Genomic DNA, 12,418 nt, shown 5'->3' with positions numbered 1-12,418 from the left:
CAAGTCACCCGGTACTCAACGTCTGCGGAAGCCGTGAGCTCGGCGCAGACCTACTCTGCACTCTCATCTGCGAGCAGCAGCATGTGAAGCCTTCTTCTGTTACCTGGGAAAACCCCGCTTGCATAACCATTGCGAGTAGCGAGCTCATTCGCGATGAGTTGGGCTGGAAGGATTTTCACGACCTCGCACGACAGCTGGCAGATGGCGAGATCGTCTTCGAAAGGCCTTCTGGTAAAACGCAGGGTGAGAAGAAACCAATCGTCCCCAAGGCACTCCGCCAACTCATCGAGAACCTGCTCATTTTCGCGGCTTTCTTTGCCATAGATTACTTCAGCGGGCAAAACGCCCTTCTTTCCCAAGTCAACTGGATGATGATCTACGTCATCCTCATATCCGTTTCATACAACATTTACCAGAGTGCCTTGGCGGCCATCCTCGCGAGTGCCGCGTATTTGTTTGGCCAGCAGCTCGCCATCTTCGATTTCAATTCGTTTGACACCGCGGCAGGTAGCGTGTTGACCATCATGGAATTCGTGTTCCTGGGCCTTCTGGTGAGTTACACGACGAGCATGCTCAAGGAACGGAACCGAAGTCTTCGTCTTGACCTTGAGATTCTGAAAGACGAGTACGCTGATCTCAAGGCCATCAACGAGGAGAACGTCCTTATCAAGAACGAGTACGAATCGCGCCTGCTCACCTCGAGGACGGGCTTCCCGAAGCTCTACAAGATGATAAGTCGCCTCATGGTCCAAGAGCCAGATCGCATTCTCATGGAGACGATGCAGGTCATCGCGGAGCTGGTGCGCACGAATACGGTTGCCGTTTACCAAGGGCAGGCAGGAAGCCCCTGGCTGCGTCTTGTCGGATCCTTGAACGAAGAATCGACGATGGGCGGGAAGACGTGGAACATCTCCGAGTATCCTCGCATTTACGATGCGGTCATGCGCGGCGAGCTCTACCAGGGCGAGCTTGGAAGCGACGAGCCCGCCATTGTTCTCCCCGTCATCTGCAAGGATGTAACGGAGGCCGTCGTCGTCATCAGAACCATGCCGTACGAGTCCGAGAGCCTCTATCACATCAACCTCCTCAAGACCATGTCCCTGCTACTCAGGGATTCGATGGAAAAGGCCCTGCAGTATGAGGAGATGTCGCGGGAGGAGCACTACTACGAGAAGACGGACATTCTGAAGCCGGAGGCATTCCGTCGGCGAATCAGCCTTGCCCAGGAAAAGGCGGAAAAGGGCATTGCGGAGTATTGCCTCGTGGAGTTTCCGTATTCGGGATCGATTGCTGTGGCTGCGGAAACAGCTGGCGAGCTGCTCCGCGTAACGGACTGCCTCGGCACGGATGGCGAAGGCAGGCTTTTCGCGTTGCTGAACAATACGAGTCCGGACAACCTCGAGAACCTGCAGCGGCGTCTCATCGAAAGCGACATGGCCATTCGTTCCGTTTCTACCGAGCAAGACGCACTGCGAGATGAAGCTCGCCATGGATGATAGGCTTATTGCTCTGGGAGCGCTTCTGCTAGCAAACCTTGCCCTTTCGTTGCTTTATTTTCTTGTGAAACGAGCGCGACGTCAGGGCGCGGGACTCACGCTCTTCTTCATCTTCCTGCCTGGTCTTGGCTTCCTGGTTTACTTCGTTCCCATTCTCCTTCGATCGTTCCTGAACAGGGTCGGTGTCGATCGAGAGGCGGTTCTGACTCATGCGCACGACATCGAGCGCCAGCCAGAGCACCCAAACGTTCGAGAAGAGCTCGATGTCGTTCCCGTGGAAGATGCCATGGCCATTAGTGGCACTACCGAGAGAAGGACCCTGCTGCTCAACCAGCTCAAGAAGGATATGCGCGAGAACTACAAGGCCCTGCTCGCGGCACAGGAAGACGAGGACTCGGAATCCGCGCATTACATGGCTGCTGCGAAGATGGAGATCTACCGTATCCAGCAGGCGCGATGGATGGAGTGCCGAAAGGATTACGAGGAGAATCCGGCTGATCCCGCGGCGTACCACGGTGCCTGTGCAGCCCTATTCGACGTGCTCGACAGCGGCGTGTTTTCCGCGCGAGAGCAGGACTCCTACCGTAAGCGCCTGTGCGATCTCGTCCAGCATCAGATCGACGCTGACGAGAGCGTTGTTACGCTCAACGAGTTCGAACAGTACTTGGATTCCCTCGTCGAGCTTGGTCGGTATGCGCAGGCAGAAGGTCTCTGGCAGGCGCACAAGGGCCGAATGAAAAGCGAGGCGTCCTATCAGGGCATGCTCAAGATGTTCTACCAGATGGGAGATCGCCAGAAATTCGAAAACATCCTGGAGGACTTGCAGCAGAACCGGCAGGTGCGCCTCTCGCCCGAAGGGCTCGAGCAGCTTCGGTATTGGTCAAGTCGTCTTGCAAATGCGCCGGTGCATGACTGATGCAAGCAGACGCTCGGAAGCCTGGTGACCTGATGACGAGAATCGTACGGTGGTGACATAGTGCAAATCAAGCGCTTCATCTACATCATCTTGGTGGTAGCCGTCCTCGGCGGCATCTTCCTGATTTACGGCATATACGAAAACTACGCCTCGAGTGCCAGGGTGCAAAACAGCGCTGGATCTGACCGAACGTATATCGGGCAGGTCAAGATACCAGAAGAGCGCACGTTCAAAGTGGGGATTATCGGCACTGCATCAGATGCTTCCTCCAGCCGCGTGTACGCTACCGTGAGGCAGCTCTGCAAGAGCCTCCACTTCACCATAGTCGAGCCCGAAATAGCGAGCCTGGGGGCACAGCCAACTCCATCTACTGATCTGGATGTCTTGATCATCTGCGACAGTCATATAGGCCGCTATAACAGCGGTCATGCCCTGGAAGCGTTCGTGGCTCAAGGCGGGCACGTGATTTTCGCGGCGGGAATCAGCGACGAGGACGCGGACAGGGACTTATATCCGATGCTGGGCATCCAAAGCGTCGGCGAAACGAGGAACTACCACACGCTCGTCTTCGAGGATGCACTCCTTCCCGTTCAGCCATCGCAAGCGCATTACGCCGAGAGCAGCGGCTCCCGTCGCATAGCCGTGAGCGACGAAGCGTCCGTGTACCTCCAAAGTCAGGAGGACGCGGTTCCGCTCCTTTATGTCAACGATTGGCAAGAAGGCCGTGCGTGCCTGATTAACGGAGGCTTTTTGGAAGACATCCGCTACGCGGGACTCCTCACGGGATGCATCGGGGCGATGCTCTCCGATTTCATATATCCGGTGTTGGGCGTCAAGGCGGTCTTCATCGACGACTTCCCCATGCACACCGCTTCGTATGACGAGCTTTGCAAGAGGGCGTATGGCTATTCTGCCAACGGGTTCGTGGAAGAGGTGATTTGGCCGGCCTTCCAGGGGATCTCCCTTCGCACGAACACCCCTTACACGACAAGCGCGCGTGTCATGGCCTCCTCGGCAGAAGACATGCGCGGGGTTGACGAAGAGCTACTTTCGAACATCGATAAGTGGGTTCTGAAGTTCAACGGAGAGTTGGCATGGGGCTCAGATTGTCTCGAGGCCGGGGATGTGGTCCTTGACCAAACCCTCATCGCGCAATTCACGGAGCTCTTCCCGCAATACACGATCCAGAGCCTGACTTTGGGAACGGACGCGTACGCTCCGCAGATGCTCGATATACCCAAAGCGGAGATCAAGACCGTGCGAGGCGTTCTGGGAGACGAGAAGCTCCAGTTTGTCCACGATGGCGAAATCTGCGTATTCCCTGCCGCCACCAGGGGAAACGTTATGGAGGATGGCAATCTCCTTGCCATCTGCTCGGTAATTGGTGCCTACGGCATGGTATCCCACGTGTTCGATGCAGACACGTTGATTACGGAGGATGGCGTAAGTCCGGCTTGGGATGCGGACAAGAGCCAAATTGGCCTTTTCGAGTCGGACGTCTTGAGCAAGGCCCCGTGGCTTGAGGGGAGGACCCTATCCCAGACCAGCGATGACGTGAAGAGCTACTTGAACTTGGACTACGGCTGGGAACGACAGGGTAATCAGATATCGCTCGACTGCGGTGCCGCGGTTGTGGGACAAGCCTTCTTCTACCGTTGCGAAAAACGCATCGCAAGTGCGCAGGGGCTGACATATCAGGATGCCGGAAACGGGTACTACCTGCTGCGCATGCAAGACAGTCACGGAGTCATAACGCTGGAGGAGGGATAAACGCATATGCGCGTATGTTTGATTTGCGAGGGAAGTTATCCCTACATTCCAGGAGGCGTCTCCAGTTGGGTTCAGATGCTCTGCACGCAGTTCAGCGACGTGGAGTTCGTGATCTGGTCCATCGCAACTAGCAGGGAGGAGATGTCGGAATACGCATACAAGATCCCCGAGAACGTCAAGGAAATTCGCACGATATATCTTGGCGATACGACGTTTGCGAAAAGCGGCAGCAAGGTGCGATTGAGCAAGGCCGAACGAGCGGTTCTGAAGCAGCTGGTCAGCGGATCAACGAACGAAATAGACTGGGTTGGCGTGCTTGACCTTGCGAAGCGTCACCACAAACACATGAGCGACCTGCTCATGAGCGAGTCCTTCTACGAAATATGCAAGGAAGAGTACTATCGCCAGAATTCCAAGAAGGTGTTCCTCCAGTTCCTGTGGAACTTCCGGGGAATCTACTTTCCATTCATGTACTTGCTGTCTCAGGACATTCCACGTGCGGATATCTACCATTCCGTTTCCGCGGGCTACGGTGGCATTCTGGGAAGTTGCGCATCGTATATCAACAAGGCGCCCTTCCTCCTGTCGGAGCATGGCATTTACACGCGTGAGCGGGAAGAGGACATCATTCGATCGAACTGGGTTGCCGGCGAGTTCAAGGAGCTGTGGATCGACTTCTTCAAGAAGCTTTCCTACATTGCCTATCAGCAGGCAAGCGTGGTCACGACCTTGTTCGGCACCAATCGATCCCTTCAGATAGAGCTCAAGTGCCCACCCGAGAAAATCACCATCATTCCGAATGGGGTGAATGCCGAGGATTACGCATGTTGCCGCAGCGAGAAGCATGACGGTCCCTTCGTGATCGGGACCGTGCTACGTGTCGTGCCCATCAAGGACGTGAAGACCATGCTTCTCGCCTTCGACATCGTGAAGCATGCGGTTCCGGATGCCCGGCTTGAGATCATGGGTAATACGGCTGAAGACCCGTCGTATTACCAGGAATGCCTTGATTTGCTCGAAGAACTCGGGACAGATGACGTCGAGTTTCTTGGCCAGGTCAATATCCGGGAGCATCTGCCCGAGGTGGACCTTCTGCTGCTTTCCAGCATAAGCGAGGGTCAGCCGCTCGCGATACTCGAGGGACTGGCAGCCGAGAAGCCCTTCGTCGCCACGAACGTCGGTGATTGCAAGGCGCTGCTCGAGGGCGAACGCGAAGATGACGACTTCGGTCCTGCGGGAATCATCGTACCCATTATGAATAGCGAGGCCATGGCCCAGGCGATTCTGCGCCTTGTGCGAAACCCGACCATGCTGAGGGAAATGGGAAAGGCCGGGAGAAAGCGTGTCGAGACGTACTACAGCCGCAAGGGGATGCTCGAGGCGTTCCGTGCGATCTATAACTACCTAGAGGAGGATTCCCGTGGCGGGAATAGGATTTGAGCTCAACAAGATATATGGCAGAAAGACGCTGGCTGCCAATATATGGGGCACTATCTACGCAACCATGACTACGGTGGGCCCTGCGGTCATCTCTGCGGTGCTCATGCTGGCGCTCGTCCTCATGCTCGAGCAGACGGGGCTTACGATGCTCGAGAGCAGGTTCTTCATCGCGACGTCAACCTATGCGTTCGTCATCGCAACGCTCGTGTCGGTGCTCTATGCCACGCCTGTCTCGCGATATATCTCGGACTGCATCTTTCTCAACAAGGAATCTGACATATGCCCGTCGGCCTTTGGCGTGTTGACGCTATCCACCGTGGTGTCCGGCGTCATAATGCTCGTACCCTGTACGTTGATGTATTTCTCGCTCGGCGACATCTCCCTGACCTATCTGGTGAACTACTATTTCCTGGGCGTCCTGGTCACAGACGGGTTCAGCATGATGACCTATGCTTCCGCGCTGAAGCACTATAGGGCGCTGACCTTCAGCTTCCTCTTTGGCATGGTGCTGGGCCTGCTATGTTACTTCACTTGCGATAGCCTGCTGGGAATCAGCAAGATCACGTCTGCTTGCCTTGCCCTGACCTGCTGCTATTTTGTCGTCCTGTTTGCTCTCGTGTTTCAGTGCGTGAAGACGTTTGGGCTGCCTCGGGGAAGGTGCTTCGCCTTCCTGGCCTACTTTCGCAAATATCCCATGCTCACCCTTGCCGGATTTGCGTACACGTTGGGACTCTACACTCCCACCATCATCTACTGGTCCTTTTCGCCAATGGGGGAGTGGGTAAGCATCTTCCATTCGTTTGGCGTCTACGACATCGCGCTTTTCATGGCAATCGTTGCCAACATGCCGTCCCTGGTCATTTTCGTCGTCAAGGTCGAAACGTCGTTCTATGAGAAATACACGGGATACGTGTCTGCCCTGAACAACGGAACGCATGAGATGATTCAAAAAGAGCGCAGCGTCATGGTGAGGACCTTGCGGCATCAGCTCTTCTTCGTATACGAGATCCAGCTCATCATCACCATCGTTGTCATATGCCTGGCTACGGTGTTCTTTCCGTACCTGAATAGCAGTCAGCAGATTCTTCAGTACTTCGTCATACTGAGCCTGGGCGTATACACGGTGTTTTGCATGTACTTCACCATTGTCGTGTTCTATTACTTCTCGGACTACAAAGGCGCCTGCATCAGTGCCGTCACGTTCCTGATCATCACGGCGATTGGCGCCGCCACTGCCGTTTTTCTCAACGACTTCTATCCTTTCCCTCTGCTCATCAGTGGCCTGTGCGGATGGATTGTCTCCTACGTGCTGCTACGTCGACGCATGGAAAACCTCGATAGCTTCCTGATGTGCTAGGGGTGCACGAAGATGGCGAACAACCCCAAGTCCAAGCTGAAGCTGCTCTACCTCAAGCGCATCCTCGAGGAGGAAACCGATGCTGAGCATGGCCTTACGATGTCCCAGATCATCGCGCGTCTGAACGAGTATGGCATCCCGGCAGAGCGCAAGAGCGTCTATCGTGACTTCAAGACCTTGAGGGAGTTCGGCTTGGATATCCAGTCCTTCCAGAGGTCCCCAGTCGAGTACGCCTTGATTCGGGATACCCTTACGCTTCCGGAGCTAATGCTTCTCGCCGATGCCGTGGAGTCGTGCAAATCTCTCACGCGCCGGCAGAGCGTCGCCCTCGTCACGAGCCTCAAATCGCTTGCAAGCAATCGCGAGCGTCTTATGCTCGACAGGAACATACATGTCTCCGGACGCATCATATCGAAGAACGACAGCGTGTTCGGCAACATCGATCTGATTCACGAGGCCATGCGTACGCACAGGCAAGTCAGGTTCTTGTACTACCGCTACGACCTCGAGGGCGAGCGCAAGACCACGAACGATGGAAAGAAGCACGAGGTAACGCCAGTTGATATCACCTGCTGGGATGGCTTCTACTATTTGACTGCCTGGAGTGAAGAGCGCGATTCGATGTGCGAGTTTCGCATTGACCGTATGGGCAAGCTGCGGGTTTCCAGGAAGCAAGCGGTGAAGAATGACGAGATAGCGCATTATGCTTGCGATGAAGATGGGTACGAGTCATTCGACCGCTCCGGGGGAGACCTCGTCACGGTGCAACTCCTGGTCGATGCCGACAAGATCGAGGTTATGCTCGATCGTTTCGGAGATGCAGCCGAGCTTCACGAATACGACGCGAATACCGCGATGGCAACGGTGAGGATTCGCGTATCGGAACCGTTCTTTGGTTGGCTCGCCGGCCTCGGTGGCACGGTGAGAATCGCAGGCCCGGCACGGCTCAAAGAGGAGTACCGCACCTTCCTTCAGGCGCGCATGGAGGATTAGGGGTTTGCGCGATTACTCCCACTCGATAAAACAATAGTGTTTCATTTTTACGATTTTGTCCTCGTTTTATCCGTGGTTTTTTCTCGTTGTCAGCTGTATTCGGTTAGCCTCTCTCAGAGAAAACTCATCCCAAACTCAGCTCTTTTCATTTTGCCATTTCGTGAGTTTTACGCCTGAGTTTCGACGAAGGATGGATTTGGTGCGCGGCCTGCGAAAACCCGCTATCCCCGTTCGATTGAATCCTTTTCTTTCGAATGAAACACCCATCGAGAACGCGACTACGATAAGGGTTCTTGATGCCCTTCATTTCGAGTCGGCTTGCCAAGCATCATTCTGATCGAAACTCAAAGGGGGCAAGTTCGCTCTTCAGAAGGATTTCGCTGTCATTTCAGGGCAAACTCACGACGTCTCCGAAGATAGCTAAGAATGAGATTCCGCCTCGCTGACGCAGGAGCGCCCGCTTGCGAGAACACCCAGTAATTTCGATTCCGGGTCGTCATCGAAAGCGACCTTCGCGATCGATCTCCACTTGCGTGGGGGCATGCCGACCGATTTCGCGAAGAGGGCGGAAAAGCTTGTTGCTCGTGCATACCCGCAACGATGCGCTACCTCGTCTATGCTCATATCATGGTCGGTGAGCAGTCTTTTCGCCAGCTCGATTCTTTCCGAGGAGACGAACTCGGTCACTGTCAATCCCGTCACCTGCTTGAATGTCTTCTTGAATTTGGTTGACCCCATGTTCGCGGCCTCGAGCAGATCCTTCTGCCTGATCGCACCGCCTAGGTTGTTCTCGATGTACGATACGGCTCTCGCGATCGAAAGGCGGTCCTGCTCGGCCACTCCCTCGCACAGGCTCTCTCCCATCCTGAGCAGCCTTGCCATCACCAAGTTCGCGATTCCGGAATACAGGAGGCTCGCTTCCGGCCCCGGGATCTCCCTTGGAGTTATCTCGCCGAGCATCTCCGCTATTTCCGGATCCCAGGAAGCCTGGTTCCTAAGACCCTTCAGGCTGGTCGCTAGCGGTTTTAGCGCCTTGTCGATTCTTTCCCCGAAGACGCTTTGACAGTATTCGTCGTAGTACTCGATCTCCGTGTAAGAGAATCTCGCTTCTTTTGGAAGCAGGATCGAGCTTGTCTTGGGCTTTGCTTCCAGAAAGGCGGAAACGCTTGATTGCGGCATGAGGCCATGTCTTTCGCGGCGGACGGCGAAATAACCGCCAGAATCGAAACAGAAGGGCAGGGGTTCTTTCAAAGTGAAATCGCAGCAGACGACGGAGAAGAACCGCCGCGCCTCCCACGCCCAGTACCACCCCTCGCATCGGCATCCGTCGCCTTCGAAGAGGGCTCCCTCGCCGTTCCAACCGTCCGCCAAGACGAGGCCGATTGGCTCAAGCGAGGCCGCAAAGGTCTCCGCCGCGGCTTGGGCGGCGTGGGAGAACATCGTTTCCCTGTCGTACATCTTCCGATCCTTTTATTCGCGTTCGGACGCAATTCTTGCGCGCTCGGACTTTTCCCTCCAGGTGCAACCTGATTCATATTAACCAAGGCTAACATTTCTTTGTCAATTATAGCGATAAAAGAAAGGCTCTCTGGTTTTGCGAAGAAGAACACGGAAAACACTCGCGGAGGACATCGATGTCAGAACGAAGGTGGCCATGCTCGTCGTGCTCATAGCGACCGGGGCTATCGTGAAGGATTACGTTCTGGGCTCGGTCCTCTTTGCCGTCGTCGTCCTCCTCTCCTTCGCAATCGGGCGCGGAAGGATGGCGGCTTCTTTCTCTTTCGCCTATCTCTTTCTCATGGGCATCTTCTGGGTCACGACGATGCTTCCGCCGAACGCCGCCGGAGCCCTCGGCTCGTTCGCCCTGGCCTGCCGCACCTGCATGCCCATCTGCCTGTTCGCGGCGGTCTTCGCGACTACCACCAAGATCGGCGACCTCACGGCCGCCCTCTACGGGATGAGGCTGCCGAAGACGGTTGTCGTTCCGCTGGTGATAGCGGTGCGGTTCTTTCCGACGCTCAAGGAGGAGTCTTCTGCCGTAGCGGACGCGATGAGGGTGAGGGGGCTCGCCCTTTCGCTTAAGAATCTCGTTTCGAAGCCGGCGCTGATGTTCGAATCCGCGGTCGTGCCCGTGATGCTGCGCTGCGCCAAGATCGCAGACGAGCTCGCTGCTGCGGCGGTTGCGCGCGGCATCGACCGGCCCGGGAGGAAGACCTCCTACAACGCGCCCCGGTTCGGACGGGTCGATTTCCTGTCGCTCGCGTTCCTCGTTATCTGCTGCTCGCTTCTCGTAGCCGTGAAGGTCAATCAGGGGATCGGAGGCCTGCTGTGACGAAAAACGCCGTCGAGCTCAGAAGCGTCTCCTTCACCTATGCGGGGTTCGATGCCCCGGCGGTCGACGACGTGAGCCTTGCCGTCGCACCGGGCGAATGCATCGTTCTTTGCGGGGAGTCTGGCTGCGGAAAGACCACCGCGACCCGGATCGTCAACGGGCTGGCGGGAGGGTTCTACGAGGGCAGCCGGACGGGGGAGATCCTTGTAGCAAGCAGGGACATCGACGACCTGGAGGATTGGGAGCTCTCGTCTTTGACGGGCAGCGTTTTCCAGAATCCCCGCACCCAGTTCTTCAACCTCGACACGACCGGCGAGATTGCGTTTGGCATGGAGAACCTCGGCGTTCCCAGGAAGGAGATGCACAGGCGCGTGCGCGACGTCGTGCGCGAGCTCGGCATAGAGTGCCTGATGGGCAGAGGCATCTTCGAGCTCTCCGGGGGCCAGATGCAATCGGTGGCCTTCGCGAGCGCATGGGCCTGCAAGCCGAGCGTCTACGTCCTCGACGAGCCTTCGAGCAATCTGGACCCTCCCTCCATGGAGAAGCTCGCCTCCTTCATCTCGAAAGCCAAGTCGAGCGGGTCTGCCGTGATCATCGCCGAGCACAGGCTCTCCTACCTCGCGAGCGTCGCCGACCGGTACTTGCTCTTCGAAGGCGGTTCCGTCGCCGCCGAATGGGACGCGCAGCGATTCCTGGGGCTGTCCGACGCGGAGCGAGAGTCCTGCGGGCTCAGATCCTCCGAGCCGCCGAAGCTCGCCGACCTGATGCAGCGCCTTTCCCGTCCCGCCTCCGCCTTTCCCGCCGTCGAGGCGAGGGGAATCTATGCGGGGTACGAGAGGGGTGTGCCGGTCCTCGAGGGGATTACCGTCTCGTTCGACCCCGGGAGGGTCGTCGGCGTGGTCGGGCGAAACGGGGCAGGCAAGTCAACCCTGCTCAAGTGCCTGGCGGGGATCAAGAAAGAAGAGCTCGGGCATGTCCGGTTCCAAGGCTCGGTAGTCCCTCCCAAGAGAAGACCCAATCATGCGTTTCTGGTCATGCAAGACCCCGACTACCAGCTCTTTCGCCCGAGCGTGCGCGACGAGTTGGCATCCGCGGCCCCGTCTCCTTCCGACGTCGACGAACTTCGTCTCGAAGCGGTCCTGGAGGAGTTCGGCCTGGGAGATGTCGCCGACCGCCATCCCGCATCGCTCTCGGGAGGGCAGAAGCAGCGGTGCGTCTGCGCCATCGCGTCGGAATCGGGAGCGCAGGCGCTTCTCCTCGACGAGCCCACGAGCGGCCTGGACTTCCGGAACATGGAGCGCCTCGCGCTCATCTTGCGCGAAGAGGCGTCTCGCGGGAAGACGGTGGCGGTCGTCAGCCACGACACGGAGTTCCTGTCTAAGGCCTGCGACCAGATCGTGCTCATCGAGTGAGCCGGCCTGCAAAGACTGAGAAGGATTCCTATGAAAGAAAGGATTTGGAAATGACAGCAAAAGCAAAACAGAAGGAAAGCGGCAGCCTCAGCTCCAGGGACCTCATAGCCCTCGGCGTCTTCTCTCTGCTGTTCATGGTGGTGAGCATGCTCGTCGTGGGAATCACCTCCATGAGCGTCGTGGCGTACTGCGGCTGCTGCGCCATCGCGGCGATACCCGCCGGGATCGTCTGGGTCTACATGCATGCGCGCGTGCCGCGCGCAGGAACCTCGCTGATCATGGCCCTCGTCTTCGCCGTGGTCATCTTCGTCATCGGGTCGGGATGGCCCGTGGCGCTCGGCCTCGCCGTCGGCGGCGCCGTCTCCGAGCTGGCGCGGAAAGCGCTCGGGTACGGGAGGTTCGCAGGCGTCGCCGTGGGGTACGCGCTTTTCGAGACCTGCTGGGCGGCGGGCCTTTTCGTTCCCATGTTCGCCTCCCAGGACTACTACCGCGAGCTGATGGGGTCCAACAGCATCGACCCGGCCTACATGGAAGCCCTTCTGTCCACGGTGACTCCCGAGACGTTCGCGATCATCGCGGTCGTGACCTTCGCGGGCGGCATCATCGGCTCGCTGGTCGGACGGGCGGTGTTCAAGAAGCACCTCGAGCGCGCGGGAATCGCCTAGCGCCCTTTTTCAAAGCAACATGAGAGAAGAGGTATTC

General features: G+C 57.1%; 10 protein-coding genes. 9 read left to right on the top strand and 1 reads right to left on the bottom strand.

Translation table 11 applies throughout. The annotated features are described in order from the left end of the window. The first annotated feature begins 83 nt into the window (after window positions 1-83). From OIM11_06155 to OIM11_06130, 6 genes are read left to right on the top strand one after another with little or no spacing between them, the layout of a single operon-like run. A complete protein-coding gene (locus OIM11_06155) occupies window positions 84-1,496 on the top strand; it encodes a hypothetical protein (protein HJJ00707.1) in 1,413 nt (470 codons plus the stop codon). Further along, complete coding sequence (locus OIM11_06150) at window positions 1,489-2,412, top strand: hypothetical protein (protein HJJ00706.1); 924 nt, start codon at window positions 1,489-1,491, stop codon at window positions 2,410-2,412. Before OIM11_06155 ends, OIM11_06150 begins: the two co-directional genes overlap by 8 nt. A gap of 60 nt (window positions 2,413-2,472) precedes the next feature. Next, window positions 2,473-4,182 (top strand): DUF2194 domain-containing protein, encoded by a 1,710-nt coding sequence (locus tag OIM11_06145; GenBank protein HJJ00705.1) that lies wholly within the window; start codon window positions 2,473-2,475, stop codon window positions 4,180-4,182. A gap of 6 nt (window positions 4,183-4,188) precedes the next feature. Then, window positions 4,189-5,622, top strand: a complete 1,434-nt coding sequence (pelF, locus tag OIM11_06140; protein ID HJJ00704.1) for a GT4 family glycosyltransferase PelF — start codon at window positions 4,189-4,191, stop codon at window positions 5,620-5,622. After that, a complete protein-coding gene (gene pelG / locus OIM11_06135) occupies window positions 5,603-6,979 on the top strand; it encodes an exopolysaccharide Pel transporter PelG (protein HJJ00703.1) in 1,377 nt (458 codons plus the stop codon). The genes pelF and pelG overlap by 20 nt, the downstream gene beginning before the upstream one ends. Window positions 6,980-6,991: 12 nt before the next feature. Beyond that, the gene (locus OIM11_06130; protein ID HJJ00702.1) at window positions 6,992-7,972 is read left to right on the top strand and encodes a WYL domain-containing protein; all 981 of its coding nucleotides are present in this window, start codon (window positions 6,992-6,994) and stop codon (window positions 7,970-7,972) included. Window positions 7,973-8,392: 420 nt separating this feature from the next. Here the strand turns inward: OIM11_06130 and OIM11_06125 are convergent, their stop codons facing one another. After that, the gene (locus OIM11_06125) at window positions 8,393-9,430 is read right to left on the bottom strand and encodes an AraC family transcriptional regulator (GenBank protein ID HJJ00701.1); all 1,038 of its coding nucleotides are present in this window, start codon (window positions 9,428-9,430) and stop codon (window positions 8,393-8,395) included. A gap of 136 nt (window positions 9,431-9,566) precedes the next feature. Here OIM11_06125 and OIM11_06120 point away from each other — a divergent pair, with 136 nt between their 5' ends. From OIM11_06120 to OIM11_06110, 3 genes are read left to right on the top strand one after another with little or no spacing between them, the layout of a single operon-like run. Continuing rightward, window positions 9,567-10,304, top strand: coding sequence for an energy-coupling factor transporter transmembrane protein EcfT (locus OIM11_06120; GenBank protein ID HJJ00700.1), 738 nt, complete (start codon window positions 9,567-9,569; stop codon window positions 10,302-10,304). Continuing rightward, complete coding sequence (locus tag OIM11_06115; GenBank protein HJJ00699.1) at window positions 10,301-11,716, top strand: ABC transporter ATP-binding protein; 1,416 nt, start codon at window positions 10,301-10,303, stop codon at window positions 11,714-11,716. The genes OIM11_06120 and OIM11_06115 overlap by 4 nt, the downstream gene beginning before the upstream one ends. Window positions 11,717-11,766: 50 nt before the next feature. Continuing rightward, window positions 11,767-12,381: an MptD family putative ECF transporter S component gene (locus OIM11_06110; GenBank protein HJJ00698.1), complete on the top strand. Its 615-nt coding sequence runs from the start codon at window positions 11,767-11,769 to the stop codon at window positions 12,379-12,381. Window positions 12,382-12,418 lie beyond the last annotated feature (37 nt).

The organism is Coriobacteriaceae bacterium (assembly GCA_025992705.1).
Lineage (GTDB): Bacteria > Actinomycetota > Coriobacteriia > Coriobacteriales > QAMH01 > QAMH01.
The sequence above is the reverse complement of the archived record's forward strand: the minus strand, read 5'-3'. Positions and strand labels throughout refer to the sequence as shown.

What these genes read in the sequence shown, in the direction of transcription:
- OIM11_06130 (HJJ00702.1), top strand. Translation starts at nt 6,992, where the DNA reads ATGGCGAACAACCCCAAGTCCAAGCTGAAGCTGCTCTACCTCAAGCGC.
- OIM11_06125 (HJJ00701.1), bottom strand. Translation starts at nt 9,430, where the DNA reads ATGTACGACAGGGAAACGATGTTCTCCCACGCCGCCCAAGCCGCGGCG.
- OIM11_06110 (HJJ00698.1), top strand. Translation starts at nt 11,767, where the DNA reads ATGACAGCAAAAGCAAAACAGAAGGAAAGCGGCAGCCTCAGCTCCAGG.
- OIM11_06150 (HJJ00706.1), top strand. Translation starts at nt 1,489, where the DNA reads ATGGATGATAGGCTTATTGCTCTGGGAGCGCTTCTGCTAGCAAACCTT.
- pelF (HJJ00704.1), top strand. Translation starts at nt 4,189, where the DNA reads ATGCGCGTATGTTTGATTTGCGAGGGAAGTTATCCCTACATTCCAGGA.